This window comes from Brevibacterium sp. VCM10 (genome assembly GCF_000583215.1).
In the GTDB taxonomy this organism is placed as follows: domain Bacteria; phylum Actinomycetota; class Actinomycetes; order Actinomycetales; family Brevibacteriaceae; genus Brevibacterium; species Brevibacterium linens.
Genome location: NZ_JAJB01000035.1, coordinates 1 through 17795 on the forward strand (window position 1 = coordinate 1; position 17795 = coordinate 17795).

At 63.9% G+C, this 17795-nt stretch carries 16 protein-coding genes; 5 read left to right on the top strand and 11 right to left on the bottom strand.

Translation table 11 applies throughout. The annotated features are described in order from the left end of the window. Positions 1–255 precede the first annotated feature (255 nt). The 3 genes from AD89_RS20150 to AD89_RS0111130 are packed head-to-tail and all read right to left on the bottom strand — an operon-like array spanning position 256 to position 3468. Positions 256–996: a cupin domain-containing protein gene (locus AD89_RS20150; RefSeq protein WP_081770438.1), complete on the bottom strand. Its 741-nt coding sequence runs from the start codon at positions 994–996 to the stop codon at positions 256–258. Further along, positions 993–2366: an NAD-dependent succinate-semialdehyde dehydrogenase gene (locus AD89_RS0111125; protein WP_025778863.1), complete on the bottom strand. Its 1374-nt coding sequence runs from the start codon at positions 2364–2366 to the stop codon at positions 993–995. Before AD89_RS0111125 ends, AD89_RS20150 begins: the two co-directional genes overlap by 4 nt. A 40-nt stretch (positions 2367–2406) precedes the next feature. Next, positions 2407–3468: an Ldh family oxidoreductase gene (locus tag AD89_RS0111130; RefSeq protein ID WP_025778865.1), complete on the bottom strand. Its 1062-nt coding sequence runs from the start codon at positions 3466–3468 to the stop codon at positions 2407–2409. Positions 3469–3555: 87 nt separating this feature from the next. Here AD89_RS0111130 and AD89_RS0111135 point away from each other — a divergent pair, with 87 nt between their 5' ends. After that, the gene (locus AD89_RS0111135) at positions 3556–3858 is read left to right on the top strand and encodes a putative quinol monooxygenase (protein WP_025778867.1); all 303 of its coding nucleotides are present in this window, start codon (positions 3556–3558) and stop codon (positions 3856–3858) included. A gap of 4 nt (positions 3859–3862) precedes the next feature. On the opposite strand, the gene AD89_RS0111140 is transcribed toward AD89_RS0111135, so the two are convergent. Then, positions 3863–4591, bottom strand: a complete 729-nt coding sequence (locus tag AD89_RS0111140) for a GntR family transcriptional regulator (protein ID WP_025778869.1) — start codon at positions 4589–4591, stop codon at positions 3863–3865. A gap of 99 nt (positions 4592–4690) precedes the next feature. Here AD89_RS0111140 and AD89_RS0111145 point away from each other — a divergent pair, with 99 nt between their 5' ends. From AD89_RS0111145 to AD89_RS0111155, 3 genes are read left to right on the top strand one after another with little or no spacing between them, the layout of a single operon-like run. Next, positions 4691–6079: a CitMHS family transporter gene (locus tag AD89_RS0111145; protein ID WP_025778871.1), complete on the top strand. Its 1389-nt coding sequence runs from the start codon at positions 4691–4693 to the stop codon at positions 6077–6079. 51 nt (positions 6080–6130) lie between these two features. Continuing rightward, positions 6131–7483, top strand: coding sequence for a GntP family permease (locus AD89_RS0111150; RefSeq protein ID WP_025778873.1), 1353 nt, complete (start codon positions 6131–6133; stop codon positions 7481–7483). Continuing rightward, on the top strand, positions 7480–8526 hold the full coding sequence (locus tag AD89_RS0111155; RefSeq protein ID WP_025778875.1) for a lactonase family protein: 1047 nt from the start codon (positions 7480–7482) through the stop codon (positions 8524–8526). The genes AD89_RS0111150 and AD89_RS0111155 overlap by 4 nt, the downstream gene beginning before the upstream one ends. 97 nt (positions 8527–8623) lie before the next feature. On the opposite strand, the gene AD89_RS0111160 is transcribed toward AD89_RS0111155, so the two are convergent. Continuing rightward, positions 8624–9646 (bottom strand): NADP-dependent oxidoreductase, encoded by a 1023-nt coding sequence (locus AD89_RS0111160; protein WP_025778877.1) that lies wholly within the window; start codon positions 9644–9646, stop codon positions 8624–8626. Between the two features lie 75 nt (positions 9647–9721). Beyond that, the gene (locus AD89_RS0111165; RefSeq protein WP_025778879.1) at positions 9722–10564 is read right to left on the bottom strand and encodes a DUF402 domain-containing protein; all 843 of its coding nucleotides are present in this window, start codon (positions 10562–10564) and stop codon (positions 9722–9724) included. An 86-nt stretch (positions 10565–10650) separates the two neighbouring features. On the opposite strand from AD89_RS0111165, the gene AD89_RS0111170 reads away from it, so the two are divergent. Further along, complete coding sequence (locus tag AD89_RS0111170) at positions 10651–11679, top strand: amidohydrolase family protein (protein ID WP_331279723.1); 1029 nt, start codon at positions 10651–10653, stop codon at positions 11677–11679. 3 nt (positions 11680–11682) lie between these two features. On the opposite strand, the gene AD89_RS0111175 is transcribed toward AD89_RS0111170, so the two are convergent. The 5 genes from AD89_RS0111175 to AD89_RS0111195 all read right to left on the bottom strand — a co-directional run bounded on the left by AD89_RS0111175 (position 11683) and on the right by AD89_RS0111195 (position 17228). Then, positions 11683–12222, bottom strand: coding sequence for a DUF421 domain-containing protein (locus AD89_RS0111175; protein ID WP_025778883.1), 540 nt, complete (start codon positions 12220–12222; stop codon positions 11683–11685). A 140-nt stretch (positions 12223–12362) separates the two neighbouring features. Continuing rightward, a complete protein-coding gene (locus tag AD89_RS0111180; protein ID WP_025778885.1) occupies positions 12363–13298 on the bottom strand; it encodes a hypothetical protein in 936 nt (311 codons plus the stop codon). A gap of 1 nt (position 13299) precedes the next feature. After that, positions 13300–13944 (bottom strand): response regulator transcription factor, encoded by a 645-nt coding sequence (locus tag AD89_RS0111185; protein WP_025778887.1) that lies wholly within the window; start codon positions 13942–13944, stop codon positions 13300–13302. After that, positions 13932–15725 carry a sensor histidine kinase gene (locus AD89_RS18485; RefSeq protein WP_025778889.1) on the bottom strand — a complete coding sequence of 598 codons (1794 nt, stop codon included), beginning with the start codon at positions 15723–15725 and terminating at the stop codon, positions 13932–13934. The genes AD89_RS0111185 and AD89_RS18485 overlap by 13 nt, the downstream gene beginning before the upstream one ends. Before the next feature lie 216 nt (positions 15726–15941). Next, entirely contained in the window at positions 15942–17228 is a 1287-nt protein-coding gene (locus tag AD89_RS0111195) for a trans-sulfuration enzyme family protein (RefSeq protein WP_025778892.1), read from the bottom strand. Positions 17229–17795: the final 567 nt, after the last annotated feature.

Here is a 17795-nt window from a genome sequence, read left to right on the forward strand (position 1 = left end):
GGCGGGACTCGTCCCCGCCGGTATCCTCGATGCCCGCAGGGCCCGCATCGTGCTCAGCCTCGCATTGAGCTTCGGTCTCGACCCTGCCGAGATGTTCGCTCACTTCGGGTGAGCCCGATGAGGTATGGCCGCGCAAACGATCTCGGCGGCCATAATTCAGCGGAACGCTCAGCAATCAGTTGTGGACGTATCCCAGTCGTCAAACAGAACGAAGTGAACCGGAAGCAAGTCTGTTCGGATCCGGACGAATCGACTTCAGAACCCCGTGAGCACCTCTGACAGGTGCTCGACCTGCGGATCGGCCGCAAAGCAGTCGCTGACGAGTTCTCGCCATTTGCTGTACGCCTCGGACTCGCGGAATCCGACATTGTGGTCCTCAACCGAGTCCCACCGGATGGTGAGGTGGTAGACGCCGGGACGTTCGACAGAGCGCTTAAGCGTGAGCGTCCGTGCCCCTGTCGCAGTTTGGAAGAGTGGGACGGCCTGGCGGACTCCCTCCTCGAAGTCGGCTTCGCGGCCTTCCTTGATGGTGAAGACGGCATCCTCTTCAACCGAGTCGGCTCCCGCTGGGCCGCTGCTATCGGCGGATTCACCGTCGATGCGACCGTATTCCCCGGTTTCCACCAGAGTCCTCGTGGCATCGATCGAACCGTAGGTCCAAAAGATCCGCATCGGCGCTTCGTCCGAAGCATTCTCGAAGTGGTGCGGGATGTTTGCCGGCACGAACGTCGTGTCGAAGGTGTTCAAACGGGTCCGCTGACCGTCGATATCGACGATGGCGGTACCGTCGACAACCATGACGGATTCGGCGACATTATGGGTATGATGACCGATCTTCGCACCGGGGTCGAACTGAGTCGTTCCGTTGAGGAAGCTCGTCGCCCCACGACCGTACGTCACCAGTGGCACGGTTCGAGCTCCTCCACCTCGATTCTTCTGTGGCAGCTCGTCGGGACGCAGGACGTGCGTGGGCTGCGAAGTGATGCTCGTGGTCATGCCGATTCCTTTCCGACCCAGAGGGTCTTCATGTTGACGAACTCCCTGATTCCGTAGCTTGAGAGCTCGCGCCCGTAGCCGGAGCGCTTGATGCCGCCGAAGGGCAACCGCGGATCCGACGCGACCTGCCCGTTGATGAATACGGCTCCTGCCTGGATCTTCCGGGCCAGCACCGAGGCCTTCTCGACGTCGCGGGAGAAGATCGTCGCACCGAGACCGAATTCGGTGTCATTGGCCAGACGGACCGCCTCGTCCACGTCGGCACAGCGAGTCACCGAGGCAACCGGGCCGAACGTCTCCTCGCCAAATGCGGCGCTGCCTGGTGCTACGCCGTCGAGAATCGTCGGCGGGTAGAAGAACCCCGGGCCGTCGGGCAGCTCCCCGCCGATCAGGCAGGTCGCACCGGCGGCGATGGTCCGCTCCACCTGATCGTGGAGTTCGGTTCGCAGATTCTCTCTGGCCATCGGCCCGATCTGCGTATCGGGGTCCCGCGGATCACCAACGATAAGGGCCTTGGCCCGTGTGGTGAACTTCTCGACGAACGCCTCGGCGATCGTTTCTTCGACGATGAAGCGTTTGGCGTTCACGCACGACTGTCCGGTGGTATTGAACCTCGATTTCACTGCCACGCGGGCTGCCTCGTCGATATCGGCATCGGCGAGGACGATGAAGGGATCAGAGCCGCCAAGTTCGAGAACCTGCTTCTTCAACACTCCGCCGGCCTGCGATGCCACGAGCGCACCGACCTCAGTCGAACCGGTTAGAGTCACAGCCGCGATCCTGGGATCCTCGATGATTCCGCGGACGTCGCTCGAGTCGACGATGATGGCACGGAACAAGCCTTCCGGAGTGCCTGCGGCGTCCATGATCTCCTGGATGAGCAGGGCACAGCCGGCGACGTTGTTCGCGTGCTTGAGGATGGCCGCATTGCCTGCCGCAAGGGCAGGGGCGGCGAATCGGAAGAACTGCCAGAACGGGTAGTTCCACGGCATGATCGCCAGCACGACTCCGAGCGGATCGAAGACGACTCCCGACGTCTCGGCGTCGGATTCGATCTCTTCGAAGTCGAGGAATCGGGCGGCATTGTCCGCGTAGTAATCAAGAGTCTTCGCGGACTTGAGGACTTCTGCCCGCGCCTCGGTGACGGGTTTGCCCATCTCCGTGGTTATGAGTTCGGCCGCCTCGTCGACGCGGTCCCGCAGTTCCTGGGCGATGCGAGTAAGCAGTTGGGTACGTTCACTGATCGGCTGCTCACCCCAACTCGCCTGGGCTCGCATTGCGGCGTCGAGGGCGTGGTCTACGTACTCCGCAGTGTGCAAGTCGATGGTGGTCAGCTCGTCCCCGGTAGCGGGGTTGATGGATGTCGGCACTGGCAGCTCCTTGTCAGAGGTGGAATTGGTCGGTCAGAGGTCAGGGAAGATCGACAGAGGCCTCACTGCCGAGTTCCTCCATGTCTTTCCAGGTCTGTTCCGGATATTCGATTCCGCCGAGGCGGATCGTCGTTGCGGCGTTGTGGTCTTCGATCTCGCCCGGCAGGAAGACCTGGTCGTGTCCGTGGGCGAGAGGTGTCGAGTGCATCTGTCCGACGAGCTCGGCGATGCGGGCGTCGAATTCTTCTGCCGTTCCCAGTGCGCGAGGATCGACGGCGATGAAGAGATGACTGGTACCGCTCTTCTTGTCGGCTTCGTAAGGACCGTGAATGTCAGTGCCCACGGCACCGCCGAGGAGCGCACCAGTGAAGATGTCCATCATCAGGCTGATGGCATACCCCTTGTGTCCGGCCATCGGCAGGATCACCCCGTTGATCGCCTCGGCGGCGTTCGTGGTCCTCCGCCCTTCGGCGTCGAGAGCCCAGCCGTCGGGGATGTCTTCTCTACGCTGGTCGGCGAGGTAGATCTTCCCGCGGGCCACGGCCGTGTTTGCGATGTCGAGGGCGATCTGGCTGTCGCCATAGGGTGCGGCCATCGACCAGGGGTTCGTACCGATCCGCTTTTCACGGCCGCCCCAGGGAGCCATGGCGGGTGAGGCATTGGTGTAGAGCATGGCGGCGAATCCTTCTGCAGCGATGCGTCGGGTGTAGTACATGGCCATGCCGAAATGGTTGGAGTTCCGCACTCCCACTGCGCCGATCCCGTTCGTACGTGCTCGGTCAGCAGCTTCGCGTGCGATCCTGTCCGTGAGTACCTGACCTATGCCGTCGTCTCCGTCGAGGAGGAGCATGCCACCGGTGTCCGCCACCACGCTCGGTTCCGACTTCGCCTTCATCGCGCCGGTGCGCAGGCGAGCAACGTACCAGGGCAGACGGAGCAGACCATGGGACTGGTGCCCCCATAGGTCAGCTTGGACCAGAGAGCCGGCGACGAGATTTGCATCTGCGTCCGGTACCCCGTGGAAGCGGAGGACAGATGCGGCGAACTCGATCCACCGTTCCGCGTCGGTCCGTGCTCGCGACGACGTCGTTGTTGTGCTCATGGGGCTCACTTTCGAACGTGATGATTTGTCCACTCGACCATTACGGTACACACTTGGGTATACCTAATTCAAGATGGAAGGAAGATCATGTACAGCGTATGGGTCACCCTGCAGGTCATAGCTGAACGAGAAACGCACTTCCGCGAGGCGATCGCGGCCAATGCCGCAGCGTCGGTCACCGACGAGCCCGGCTGCCTGTCGTTCGACGTCATCGAGCTCGACCCAGAGAAGCTCGTCTTCGCCTTCTATGAGCGCTATGCCAGCCCCGAGGCATTCCACGAAGCGCATCGACAGACTCCGCACTACTGTGAATGGCGGAAGGCAGTGGAGACCGACGTGGTCCCCGGATCCCAGGTCGTGACGACCGGAAATCTGTGGTTGCAGAAGTAATCGGCTAGGGCGCGATATCGACGTCCGCACCACGCCCGGCAGTCGATTTCAGGAGCGCGTCGAAGATCGCTCGATCAACGTGGAAGAGATGCTGCTGGCACGCACTCATCGCGCGTTCGGCATCCTTGTCCACGATGGCGGCACACATATCGATGTGTTCCCGTACAGATTCCTGCAGACGGGCGATGTCGGCGTGCGCCATACGCCGCAATCGGCGCGCCTGCGGGCGGAGATCAACGATTCCGCGCGCCAGGAACTCATTCGGCGTCAGCTCGATGACCAATTCGTCGAAGGTCCTTGCCAGCCGGGCGAACTCCTCGGCGAACTCGGCGGAATAGGGACGCCCGACCAGCTCGGCAAACTGTTCACGCAGCGCCTTGAATCGGCTAGCCAGGCCCGGCTCGTCCGCGAATCTACCGACGATCAGCTTGATGGCAGCAGGCTCGAGCAGCCTGCGATATTCGAAGATCGCTCTCGCCTGCCGCAGCGAAAGACGAGAGACGACCGGGGCCCTGCGCGGAGCAATCTCAACGAGCTGTTCGGCAGCCAGCCGACGCAGAGCCTCGCGCACGGGCGTCCGGGAGGCTCCGGTCCGCTCGACGATGTACGCTTCCGGCAGCGACTGCCCGGGAACCAGCTCTCCGGACTCGATCGCTTCCCGCAGGTCCCGATAGACCACATCGGTCTTCGCGAGTCGACCTCCAACCGTGGACTGGTGCTCCAAATCACTCATGTGTATATTGTAGTACGCACCTGCGTATACCTATTTGAATACCTATTGGTCCGAGGCCATTGCACCGACGACCTGACACCAACTTGAAAAGGAGCAACGATGCTCGTCATCCTCGGCTTCGCCATGGTTTCTGTGTTCATGTATCTGGTCATGAGCAAACGAGCCACTCCGATTGCCACACTCATACTGATCCCGCTGATTTTCGGTGCATTCACGGGTGCCGGACTTGGCATGGGCGACATGGTGGTCGACGCCGTCCTCGAACTCGCACCGACAGCAGCTTTGCTGTTCTTCGCGATCATCTTCTTCGGCACGATGATCGACACCGGACTCTTCGACCCACTCGTGCGACTGATTCTGCGCTTCGTCAAGGACGACCCGGTCAGGCTCGTCGTAGGCACAGCTCTGCTGACCTCGGTCGTGTCTCTGGATGGGGATGGCTCGACGACGTTCATCATCGTCACCTCAGCAATGCTGCCGCTCTATCTGCGGCTGGGCCTGAGTCCGGTCGTGCTCACAGTCGTCGCGGCTCTGTCCAATGGTGTGCTCAACACCGTGCCGTGGGGCGGTTCGACTTCACGGGCCTCGGCGGCACTCAACGTCTCCCCCATCGACATCTTCATACCGATGGCCCCGGCAATCGCCGCGGGGCTCATTGCCGTCATCGTCGTGGCCTATCTGCTGGGACTGTCCGAACGGCGACGGATCGGAACAGTCAGCCTCGAGGCTCACTATGGTGACGCGTCCTCTGATGATTCTGCTGGGCACGGTGGATGGACTGCGCGCGCGGAGGCCGCCCCTCCGAACAGCTCAGGTGACGGCGCAACGAGTGAACCGGGCACCGTCGACCTCCTCGAGCGTCCCAAGGCGCGGCCGAAGCTGATCTGGTTCAACCTCGCGCTCGTCATTTCTGTCATGGTCGTTCTCGTGCTCGACTTCACCGAGCCGGCGGTCATCTTCATGACTTCAACTGCCATCGCTCTCGTTGTGAACTTCCCACGGATCAAGGAGCAGCAGGAGCAGATCGTCGCTCATGCAGAAAGTGTGGTCAGCGTCGTGGGCATGATCTTCGCCGCCTCGGTTCTCACCGGAATCATGGGCGGCACGGGGATGGTCGATGCGATGGCACGATGGCTGGTCTCGATCATTCCGGACGGAGTCGGCGGTTTCATGCCGGTGATCGCCGGCGTCCTCAGCATTCCGCTGACGTTCATACTCACCAACGACGCCTTCTACTTCGGCGTCCTGCCGATCCTGTCGGAGACCGCCAGCCACTTCGGAATCTCCCCAGTCGAGATGGCACGGGCCTCGCTCGTCGGGCAGTCGCTGCACCAGTCAAGCCCTCTGGTTGCATCGTTCCTTCTGCTCATCGGATTGGCCAACGTCAACCTCGGCGATCATTTCCGCAAGGTACTCATTCCCGGCACCGTCGTCGCACTCGTCATGCTCGCCGTCGCCGGGCTGATCGGTGCCTACCAGATCTTCTGACCCCAAGGATCGGGCCGTGATCGTCCACATCTCAACTCAAAGGAACGAACGATGATCGTCATCCACACAGCTATCGCCATCATCATCATGGTCGCAATGATCATCTGGGCCAAGGTCAATCCGGTGATTGCGCTGGTCGTCGGCGCACTCTATATCGGCATCGCCGGCGGCCTCGGTCTCGCCGGATCCGTCACCGCTCTCGCCGAAGGCTTCGGCGACATCATGGTCGATGTCGGCCTCCTCATCGGGTTCGGGGTGCTCATAGGAGCACTGCTCAATCAGCTCGGCGCACTTCGAAAGACCGTCGATATGCTCGTCCAATTCTTCGGGCCGAGGAGACTTCCCTATGCCATGGCGTTGGCGCTCAACGCCTTCTTCCCGTCTATCTATCCAGATGTTCAGCTGGTGCTCGCCGCACCGCTGGCGCGCAATGCGTCATCTCGACTGGGACGAAACGGCCTCGGGCTGATGGCCGGTGCCCTGGTGGTCGGAATACCTGTCGGAGTCGTCTTCGTCGCGCCCGGCCTAGGTGCCGTATCCATTGCAGGGCTTCTCAACGTCCCGTTGAGCACTTCGCTGCTCTGGGGTCTCATCATCGCACTGTCATCTACTCTGCTCAGCCTGCTGCTCTACGCGGGGCTTCTGCGCCGCGGGTGGTGGAATACGGAGAAAGACGAGACTTCTGATGACGTCTTAGCTGAGCCCGACAGCGCCGTTTCGGAGACAGGGTCGGGCCGAAACCCTCCTCTCGGAGTCTCCATGCTGTCGGTGCTCATTCCCATCGTCTTCATCGCCGGCGGTGCAATAGCTCGGACCTTCGGAATCGAGAACACGGTCCTCGAGTTCCTCAGCGAACCGGTGTTCGCCCTCTTCGTCGGTCTGGTCTATGCGTATGTGCTCTCTCGCTTCACCGCCGGTCGCAAAGCAACGGACTTCGCATTCGGCACGGGCTTGGAGACCTCCGGCAACATCCTTCTCATTACCGGACTCGGTGGTTCGCTCGCGGCAGTGATCAAGAAGACCGAACTCAGCGACGTGCTCACGGGCCTTTTCTCGGCCGAAGCCGGAATAGGAATCATTGCTGCCGTAGTCCTTTCGTGGATCATCGCCGCGGTCTTGCACGTGGCGATCGGGTCGATCAATGTCGCCGCAATCACCGCCGCAGGGATCATCGGCCCTGCGACCGCGGGCATCGACGCTCCGCCGGTCATCATCGGGTTGGCGATCTCCGCCGGCGCCGTATTCGCGGTCCATTTCAACAGCAACTTCTTCTGGATGTTCTCTTCGCTTCTCGGCCTCACCACACGTGGGGCTTTGAAGTCGATGACACTGATGACGGCGGTCGTCTCAGTCGTGGCACTGCTGATCACGATTCTCCTTGCCACCGTAGTGAGCTTCGTATGACCGAGTTGATCCTCATCGGCTCGAGAACGACCGAACAACGACACGCTCGAGGCGTCGGAGTCTCCTCTTGGTCGCGCTCCGGCTCGCAGAAACCGTGGACCTATCTGGCCAATCTGCCGCTGACGAATCCGTCCTGGCTCACGGCGGGTGATCCCGGTATCGTATATGCGCTGCACGGTGATGGTCACCACGTCTCCGCTCTCCGCTGCGATCCCGAAGGAATGCTCTCACTGACCTCGACCTTGGACTGTGGCGGAAGCAATCCAGTCCACGCCGTTGTCACCACCGACCGTAGGCTCATCATCGCCAACTACGCTTCGGGCACCCTGGCTGCACTGCCCATCGATGACGATGGAAGCCTCGGCGAAGTCGATTCTGTCGTCGACCTCAATTCGCTCGGGCAGAGCCACGGTGCATCAGAATCGCATCCGCACCAAATACTCCTCACCGACGACGGTTTCGCATACGTCCCGGATAAGGGGACAGACCGAGTCTTCACTATCGACCTCAACCGCTCGACGCCCCGAGTCATCGACGTTCTCACCTTCGAATCCGGTACTGGACCCAGGCACGCGATATTCGACGTTTGCCACCCATCTCGGCTTCACCTCGTCGGTGAACTCGACTCGACTTTGCGTACTTGCGAAATCAAAGAGAGCCACTCGCTCTCTCCCGTTGCAGTCTCGTCGACCTTACCCGGGGAGAGCTGGGGCCACGATTCAACAGCCGCCGGCATCGTCGGAGTCAGAACCACAAGTGGGTCTCGGATTTATGTCTCCAACCGAGGAGACGATTCACTCGCCGCATTCTTGGTTACGCAAGATGGCGCCCCCAAAGCTGCCAGATTCGAAAAATGTTCGGGACGCACACCGCGCTTCATTACTGTCATCGACGATCAGCTGGTGACTGCACACGAAGACAGTGATTCGGTGTCGGTCTCCGACATCAACCCCTCAACTGGTGAGATTTCGCCGCCGCGAACAGCGGCACAGACAGGCAGCCCCGTTTCCGTCATCGCGATCGACCCTGAGCGATCAGTCTGACAACTCGACGGTCTGCAAGACGCAGCGCGGCAAGCAAGCGACCTGCCCGGCACCCACAGTCAAGTGACCGCCAGGCAAGTCCGCATTGCCAGAAGCCTCAGCTCTCGGCGCCGACGGCGACGACCATCTTGCCGAAGTTCCCGCCGGTGAGCAGATCGTTGAAGTACTCGGGGGCCTTGTCGAGACCGGGACGGATGTCCTCGCGGAAGCGAACCTTGCCCTCCTTGAGCCAGCCGCTCATGTCCTCGAGGAACTGACCGGTGAGACGCTCGGCGAACTCGGTCTGGATGAAGCCGCGGACCAGCAGCGACTTCGTCAGGATGCTGCCCATGAGCGCTCCCGAACGGTCCGGCCCCTCGGGCAGCGAGGTGAGATTGTAGTTGGCGACAAGACCGCAGACGGGCACGCGAGCGAACGTATTGAGCCGCGGCAGCACAGCGTCGAAGACCTCCCCGCCGACGTTCTCAAAGTAGACGTCGATGCCCTGCGGCACCGCGTCCTTCAGCTCCTGCCGCAGGTTCCCGCTCCGGTGGTCCAGTGCCACATCGAAGCCGAGTTCCTCGAGGTGGGCGACCTTGTCCGGACCGCCGGCAATGCCGACGGCGGTCGCCCCCTTGATCTTCGCGATCTGTCCGACGACGGACCCGACGGGCCCGGTCGCGGCGGCCACGGCCACGGTCTCGCTGGCCTTGGGCTGACCGATCTCGAGCAGACCCGCATACGCGGTGAACCCGGGCATGCCGAGCACACCGAGGTGGGTGGAGATCGGCGCGAGCTCCGGGTCGATCTTGCGCAGATGCCCGGTCGACTCCACCGAATACTCCTGCCACCCGCCGTAGCCGAGCACGATCTCACCAGCGGCGAAGCCCTCGGCATTGGATTCGACGACCTCGGACACGGTGGCGCCGACCATGACATCGCCGACCTCGACGGGCTTGGCGTAGGACTTCGCATCCGACATCCGCCCGCGCATGTACGGGTCGAGCGAAAGGTAGAGCGTGCGCAACAGCACCTGGCCCTCGCCCGGGGTCGGCACAGGCACCTCGTCGAGCAGGTAGTTCTCCGCAGTGGGAGCGCCCACGGGGCGCGAGTTCAGGCGAATCCGATGGTTGGTCGTCATGGAGACGGTTCCTTTCAGCAGCAGATCATTCTTCGCTTGTGTGCTTGAGTGGGGCGACAGGGGCATCCGCGACGATCACCGATGCTGTCGGTCATAACAACCATTCTGCGGTCGCCGATGTTCCTGATCGAACGATTTTTCTGACACCGAGGCGGCCCCCAACCGGGCCTTGCCCACCAGGTCGCGGGCCACGGTCTCCCATTCGGGGTCGAAGGCCCAACCGAAATCGCCGAGGTGGTCGAGCAGATGGCTGCCATTGTCCCGGATGACCTCCGACCACTCCCTCGGCCACGCCCCGAAGTTCGCCGCAGCGGCGAGTTCGTCGACGTCCTTGAACACGGCACCGGTCGGATCGAGCCGACCGTCCGCGGCGTGCAGTGGCATCGAGGCGGTCGGGAAGGTGATGTCGAGGATGTGATCGCTGGTGAACAGCGCATCATCGCTGCGGACGTGCGTGGCCTCGAGATTGATGTACCACTCGGCCCGCACACCGCCGGGCTCAGCACGATCGACACCGTCCACAGCATCTTTGAGCAGCACCCACACGGAGAACGGAACCTTCGGCGGGACGATCTTGAGCACCCCGCGGCCCCGCCACGTGCCCTCGACATTGATCCTGGTGGGCGCCTCGGCGATGGGACGGAACCGCGCCTGCAACGGCACATCGTGGGCGTTCGTGCTCTCCCATCCGACGATGCGGGTCTCCTGCGTCGGCGTACCCCCTGCCAACCACAGAATTGAACCGGACGGCCCGTCGGCGATGACCCGCATCGGTCGGGCCACCTCGGCGAGGTCGCGGTCAAAATCGAAACGACGGAACGTCCAGGTCACGGTCTGCCCCGGAGTCCAGTACGGCGCCTGACCCACGGGTCTGACCTGGAACGGAGTGGGGATCGTGAACGGATCGCGCAGGCTCATGCGGGCAGTCTATGCGTCGGGCATGGACGAGCGCTGAAGACCGACCACCCGTGAAGACCCGGGCGGCGAGGTCATAGAGTGGGGCCATGAACGACTCCGATGACGCAGCGACTCAGACCCCCTCGGCCGCCCAGACCGCACCCACTCCCCCGACCGTGAACCCTGCCCCGGAAACGACGATCGGTCGCACCTTCGTGGTCCCGGACACGATGACCACTCCCCCGCGCACCGATGTCGAGGTCCCCGACTATATCCGCGCCCTCGGCCTGCCCGGCCTCGCTGACATCCACGTCCGTTTTCTCCCGCAGAACGTGCTCGACAAGGTGTGGGAGTACTTCGACAATGCCGCGGACAACTACGGCCGCGACTGGCCGATCAACTACCGGTACGACACGGGCACCCGCCTGAATATCGTCCGCGAGCTCGGCCTGCGCGCGATCCCGGCCCTGACTTACCCGCACAAACCCGGAATGGCCGCGTGGCTCAACGAATGGAACGCCGAGTTCGCCGCCGCCCACGACGACGTCATCCACTGCGGCACCCTCTATGCCGAACCCGAATCAGCCGACTACGTTCCGGCCGCGCTTGCCGCCGGGGCGAAGCTGTTCAAAGTCCACGTCCAGGTCGGTGTGTTCTCTCCCGACGACGAGGTCCTCGACCCCGCGTGGAAGGCTCTCGAAGAGGCCCGAGTGCCGATCGTCATCCACGCCGGCTCTGCTCCCCTGCCGGGCACGTACACCGGACCGCAGGCGGTGGCGAACGTCCTGAGCAAGTTCCCGCAGCTGAAGTTCGTCATCGCCCATATGGGCATGCCCGAGTACGACGAGTTCGCCGATCTCGCCGAACGTTTCGACAATGTCCATCTCGACACGACGATGTTCGCCTCCGGGTATTTCTCCACCCCCGCCGAGGTGACCCCCGCCTACCGCGAACGCCTGGCCGGACTTGAGGACAAGGTCATCCTCGGCTCCGATTTCCCGAACATTCCCTACCCCTACGTCGACCAGATCGCGGGCCTGGCCGCTCTGGGACTCGGCGACGACTGGATGCGCTCGGTGCTGTGGACCAACGGCGCGAAGGTGCTCGGGCTCGACCGATCACAAGGGCCCGACTGAATCTCACCCCTCACGGGGCACACGGTGGGCTCCGATGGCGTCGGCGAGCATCTCCTCGTCGATGGGAGCACCGCGGCGGATGACGCTGATCTGACCGGTCGATTCGAGGATCACGCAGGCGACCTCGCCGAAATTGCGGATCCCGGCCGAGCGCAGCTTCGCGACGAGTTCATCGTGATCGACATGGGTCCTCGCGAGGTTGTCGGTGAGGATCTCGGATCCGGCCATGAGCACGACGGCCGGTGAGTAGACGACTTTGGCGAGCATTCCGAAACGGCGGCTGTACCCGCTCAGCGCCTGCAGGACGAGCATGGTGGCAAGCGCAAGGACGCCGGCGACGAGGGTCGGGGTGTCACCGAGGATGGCCCGGCCGATGATCGCCCCGATGGCGATGACCGGGGCCAGGTCGAAGCTGGAGAGATTCGACAGCGTGCGCTGGCCGAAGATGCGCAGCAGCAGAATGATCCCGACGTAGAAGACGACGCACGAGACGACGACCCTGACCGCGTCGACCCCGTCGAGCCCGAATTCCATCCAATCCATGTCCACCTCCGGACAGGATGATACCGCCACCGAGGTGGCCCGCCCCGGATCTCAGACCGAGCGCAGCCATTCGTCGACGGCAGCCCCGGACGCCGCACGGGCGGACCCGCAGTCGAGTCCGCCCGTGCGCCGGTCGTTTCTCAGTTCTGGTTGACCGTGACCCTGCCGGTGTCGGCTGTGGCCGAGATCGGTACGAGGGTCTTGCCCTCGGCTTCCTTCGGATCGTCCGCCACATCGTACTTCTTCAGATCGGAGGCGAGGTCGACGGTGCCGTCGTTGGACTTCGCGTTGATCCGGTAGAAGAAGTCCTCATCCAGCTCTTCCGAGGTGAGATTGAGATTCGGCACTCGCATCTCGATCGAGCCTTCTTCGGTCTTCGCGATGATTCCGCCGGTGGGCATCGCCTGATTGGTGAAGTCGAGGTCGACGGTTCCCGTCGAACTGACCACGTCGATGCGGTCGCTGACGGTGAGGTTCTCACCTTCGATGGCACCGACCCCGGTCTTGGCCGACACGGTCCCGAATTCTCCGTCCAGGTAGGTCGCGCCCCAATCGCTCGTGGTCCGCACCTTCTGTGCCGAACCGGTCACGCTCGCGGTGCCACCGCCGGTGTCGGCGTTGATCTCGGCGAAGTCACCGGTGACATCGAACCGGCCGTAGTTGCCGTCGAAGTCCAGGGCGAGGTCTTTCGCCTCTGTGGTGGGGATGGTGACGGTCAGCCGGGTGTTCTCGAGTTTCCCACCGTTCTTCACGGCCACCTCGGCGGTATCGGCGCGGCTGTCGACCTCGAGGTTCGCGGAGCTGTCGCGGGGACCGGTGCCGGTGAGCTTTGCGGTCGCCTCGGCGACGTCGGCGGTCTTGATCTCGACGGCACCGCCGGAATCGAGGCCGATCTTGAGTTCCTTCATCGCCGTCGGCAGCGATTCGGACGATTCGATCCGTCCGTAGTCGAGGCGGGAGGCGCTGTGGGCGGTGCTGACGATGACGGGAATGAGGAGGACGACGGCGGCGAGGATGATCAGGACCGCGCGCAGACCGACGCGGGCGGAGTCGCTGATGCGGACTGTGGCAGGCATTCTAAGCTCCGAGGAATGTGAGGACGGCGAGGACGCGGCGGTTCTCCGAGGTGTCGGCGGTGAGGCCGAATTTCGTGAACACCGAGGAGATGTGCTTTTCAACGGCACCGGCGCTGAGGTAGAGGGTGCGGGCGATCGCGGCATTGGACTTGCCTTCGGCCATGAGCTGGAGGACTTCGAGTTCGCGGGGGCTCAGGGTCGACAGTCCGTCCTTCTTGCGTGTGCGCACGAGGATCTGGGATACGACCTCCGGGTCGAGGACGGTGCCGCCTCCTGCCACCTCGTCGACGGCGGTGAGGAAGTCGTCGACGTCGGCGACACGGTCTTTGAGCAGGTAGCCGAAGCCGCCGGTGTTCTCCGCGATGAGTTCGGACGCGTACTGCTCCTCCACATACTGGCTGAACACGAGGACCTTGACGTCCGGGTTCTGCTTGCGGATGAGGACGGCGGCGCGGATGCCCTCATCGGTGAATGTCGGCGGCATGCGCACGTCGATGACGGCGAGGTCGGGCGGGTCGTTGTGGACGACCGCGAGGAGTTCGTTGGCGTCGGGCACGGCGGCGATGACCTCGTGTCCGGCGTCGGCGAGCAGCCTTTCGAGTCCGGCTCGCAGAACGGCAGAGTCTTCAGCGATTACGATGCGCATGGCACCTCCACAACTACAGTCGTCGGCCCACCTGCGGGGCTGGTCAGGTTCAGTGTGCCACGAGCGGCTTCGACCCGGTCGATGAGACCGGCGATCCCGGTGTGACGGCCGGTGCGGTCGACACGGGCACCGCCGTGGCCGTTGTCGGTGACGACGATCTGCACGCCGGTCTCGATCGGGGCGATGAACACGCTGGCGCGAGTGGCGCCGGAGTGTTTGGCGATGTTCGTCAGGCATTCGGCGACGACGAAGTAGGACACGGCTTCGGCTTCGCGCCCGATCCGGCCGTCGAGACGGACATCGACGTCGACGGGGATCGTCGACCGTCCGGCCAGTGCGGACACAGCGGCGTCGAGTCCGCGGTCGGTGAGGACGGCGGGGTGGATTCCGCGGGCCAGCTGGCGGAGTTCGTTGACGATGCCCTTGGCTTCGGTGTGGGCTTCGGCCACGAGTTCCTTCGCCTTCTCCGGATCGGAGTCGATCTTCGTCTTCGCCATCCCCAAGGTCATGGTCAGGGCGACGAGGCGGGGCTGGGCTCCGTCGTGGAGGTCGCGTTCGATGCGCAGACGTTCGGCGGCGGCCGCTTCGAGACCGGCCATGCGGGCCCGGTCGAGTTCGGTGACTTCGGCCTGCAGCGCGACGGTGCGGGCCGGTGCCAGCAGTGCCCGGTCGAGGGCGCGGTCGAGCAGCGGGGCGAACCACAGGATGGCCAGGGAGCTGGCTAGGACGATGACGGAGCCGATGGCCACACCGATGCGGGCCGACCCGTCGATGGACTCTCCGATGAAGAAGGTGTTGACTCCGTGCGGGTTGATGGCCGCGAAGATGCCGAAGATCGATCCGCAGATGCCTGCGAGGGTGCCGGCGACGACGATCGCCCCGAGGAGCATCTTGATGTAATGGTGGGCGGTCGAGCGCCAGAAGGCACCGGATTTCACCTGCAGCCAGCGGTTGTGGAGGAACCGCCCGAAGCCGGGGTCGCGATTGCTGCTTTCGATCTTCGGGACGGGGATCTTATCGGAGTAGATGAGTTCGGCCCGGTAGCGTTCGGCGTTGTTCGCGCTCTGCTGGACGAGGACCCAGACGAGGAGGGCGAGGACGCCGAGGCCGAGGGCGAAGATTCCGCCGATTCCGGTGAACAGGAGTCCAAGCGGGATCCACGCCCAGATCACGGCGAGGACGGCGGAGAGCACGAGGTTGGCAACACCGATGAGTCCGGTGGGACGTTTGGGCCAGGTGATCGGGCCGTCGGCAGGGATCTCGGTGACCTCGTCCCGGCTGAGCGGCAGCGAGCCGGTGACCGGCGCGTAGGCGACGGGTTCACGCTTGGGCTTCACTCGCCGAGGCGGGCGCGGGCGTGGCATCGGCTGTGCGGCCGGCATGGGCCGGGCGTTCGGTGCGGGCTGTCCGGGGTATGTGGTGGGAGCCGGCCCGGAGAACTGCTGGCCGGGGTGTGGGGCTGGTCCGGGTTGAGGGGCGTAGGCGGGTGGGGCGGGATAGTTCGGCGGGTGGCCAGGACTCTGAGACTGATCACCGGCTCCCATTACTCGGGTCGAACCCGTCGCGAACGGCACGGCGGGATCGACCGGTTTCGTCCGGAACTCTCCTGCTTCACGTGCGGTCGGTTCGTCGACCGCTTCTGCATCGACCTCGGTGGTCGGCGGTGCATTGACGATGTCTGCGGCGCTGATCAACTCTTCGCGCTCAGGCGTGTGAGTCTCCTGCGGGTCGGGGCCGAACGGCTCCTGATCCTGCGGGTTCTCGGGGGTCTTCTCACTCATAGCAATAACGCTACGGGAGCCGCAGGGCCGCGAACAGCACGAAGACCTCCGACCCCACGTCGGGTTTTCCCGACACCCTGTGACCGCGGACACCAACCGCACATCCCTCACCTTTCGCGGCGAATCACCCCACTGCAACGAGGTGGCTTCCCACTAAGGGTGAGGGATGCCGAAGCACCGGGAGGAAGTGCCGCTCCCGGTACGTGATGCCGTCGGCTATACGGGGACCACAGCCGCTGGAGACGAGACGTGATGCTGTCCTGCAGGAGCGGTATGTGCGGCGCCGTCGGCAGAACTCGTGCCCGCATCACCGGACGTGGCGTCGAGGGCCTGCGCGAGGTCGGCGAGGATGTCGTCGATGTCCTCGATGCCAACCGAGAGGCGGATGAACGCCCCGTCGATGCTCAGCTCGCAGTCGGCCACGGCCAGGTGCGTCATCGTCGCGGGATGATCGATCAGGGACTCGACTCCGCCGAGCGACTCGGCCAGGGTGATCAGCTTCGTGCTCTTCACGAGCGCCAGCGCACGCTCCTCGGTGTCGGTGCGCAGGGAGACCACTCCCCCGAACCCGTTCATCTGCGCCTTCGCCACCTCATGCCCCGGGTGGGAAGGCAGTCCGGGGTAGAGCACCTCGGCGATCTCATCGCGTGTCTCCAGCCATTCGGCCACGGCCTGCGCGTTCTCGCAGTGGGCCTTCATCCGCACCGGCAGGGTCTTGATCCCGCGCCGGGTCAGCCACGCGTCGAAGGGGGCGATCCCCAGGCCCACGGAGGCCAGGTGGCTCTCGAGACGCCCGACCACCTCGGCGGCGCGGGCGCAGGTGGTGCCGTCACCGGCGAGCACGGCACCGCCGATGACATCGGAATGGCCGTTGATGAACTTCGTCGTCGAGTGGATGACGAGATCGGCGCCCAGGTCGAGCGGGCGCTGCAGGATCGGGGTCGCGAACGTCGAGTCGACGGCCAGCAGCGCGTTCGCCTCGTGCGCGAGCCGAGCGGTCTCGGCGATGTCGACGATGTCGAGGCCGGGGTTGCTCGGCGTCTCGACCCACACGATCGCGGTCTTCTCGCTGATTGCGGCCGCCAGCGCAGTCGTATCAGTGAGGTCGACGGTGCGGATGCCCACGCCCCACCGTTCGTATTCGTTCTTCAGCAGACGGTACGTGCCGCCGTAGACGTCGCGGGGAAGAATGATCTCATCACCGGGTCCCAGCAGCGCGGAGAACACCGCCACTTCGGCGGACGTGCCTGAGTTGACCGCGGCTGCGAACGTCGCATTCTCGAGTTCGCACAGTGCCTCTTCGAGGTCGCTGCGGTTCGGGGTGCCGGTGCGCGCGTAGTCGAAGCCTGCGCGAGTGTCGCCCGGGGTGTCCATCATGAAGGTCGAGGTCTGGAAGATCGGAGCCACAACCGAACCGGTGTGCGCTTCGGGCATAGCTCCCGAGTGCACCGATCGGGTCGAGACTCCGGCGGGTGTTGTGGGCTCGGTGGCAAATGAACTCACGGCGGATCCTTCCTTCGCTGATGGTGACCGCTGCTTCTGCGGTCACCATCAGTCTGATCTGCCGCGGACGCCACGCGCGAGCTCCATGACGCGCGCGGTCATTCCACGTCATAATGTCCGTCATCTTTCGACGCAGAACGTCACCATCACCCGCCGAGTCGGCTCGCCGTCCCATGTGACCGTGGCCCTACCGACGCCCGTTCTTCGCCGAGGCGGCTCACTGTCCCGGGTGCCCGGCCCCCGCGGCGACCGGTCTCGGCCGTTCACCCGGCGAGGAGCTCCCGACGGTCGGACGCCGCCGACACAGCGTCGAGAATCGCCGAGGCGATGCGCTCGTTGTCAGCGAATACCGACGCACCCGTGTGCGGACGACAGCAGGTTCTCCAGCGGTCGGTCGGGGTGAGACAGGTCAAACAGATCCGCGGAGTCGGTGAGGACCTCCCGCGCCGAGGTAGCGGTCGTCGCGAATCCGGCACGGTCTCTCACTGCATCGGCCTGACTGGACTGGCCCTCGTCCTCGTTTCATGGCTCCCAGTCGTTCTGGCGAGAACGTCGACGGCGATGCCG

Coding starts and splice junctions, on each gene's coding strand:
- AD89_RS20150 (WP_081770438.1), bottom strand. CDS start 996: ATGACCACGAGCATCACTTCGCAGCCCACGCACGTCCTGCGTCCCGAC.
- AD89_RS0111130 (WP_025778865.1), bottom strand. CDS start 3,468: ATGAGCACAACAACGACGTCGTCGCGAGCACGGACCGACGCGGAACGG.
- AD89_RS0111135 (WP_025778867.1), top strand. CDS start 3,556: ATGTACAGCGTATGGGTCACCCTGCAGGTCATAGCTGAACGAGAAACG.
- AD89_RS0111140 (WP_025778869.1), bottom strand. CDS start 4,591: ATGAGTGATTTGGAGCACCAGTCCACGGTTGGAGGTCGACTCGCGAAG.
- AD89_RS0111145 (WP_025778871.1), top strand. CDS start 4,691: ATGCTCGTCATCCTCGGCTTCGCCATGGTTTCTGTGTTCATGTATCTG.
- AD89_RS0111150 (WP_025778873.1), top strand. CDS start 6,131: ATGATCGTCATCCACACAGCTATCGCCATCATCATCATGGTCGCAATG.
- AD89_RS0111155 (WP_025778875.1), top strand. CDS start 7,480: ATGACCGAGTTGATCCTCATCGGCTCGAGAACGACCGAACAACGACAC.
- AD89_RS0111160 (WP_025778877.1), bottom strand. CDS start 9,646: ATGACGACCAACCATCGGATTCGCCTGAACTCGCGCCCCGTGGGCGCT.
- AD89_RS0111165 (WP_025778879.1), bottom strand. CDS start 10,564: ATGAGCCTGCGCGATCCGTTCACGATCCCCACTCCGTTCCAGGTCAGA.
- AD89_RS0111170 (WP_331279723.1), top strand. CDS start 10,651: ATGAACGACTCCGATGACGCAGCGACTCAGACCCCCTCGGCCGCCCAG.
- AD89_RS0111175 (WP_025778883.1), bottom strand. CDS start 12,222: ATGGATTGGATGGAATTCGGGCTCGACGGGGTCGACGCGGTCAGGGTC.
- AD89_RS0111180 (WP_025778885.1), bottom strand. CDS start 13,298: ATGCCTGCCACAGTCCGCATCAGCGACTCCGCCCGCGTCGGTCTGCGC.
- AD89_RS0111185 (WP_025778887.1), bottom strand. CDS start 13,944: ATGCGCATCGTAATCGCTGAAGACTCTGCCGTTCTGCGAGCCGGACTC.
- AD89_RS18485 (WP_025778889.1), bottom strand. CDS start 15,725: ATGAGTGAGAAGACCCCCGAGAACCCGCAGGATCAGGAGCCGTTCGGC.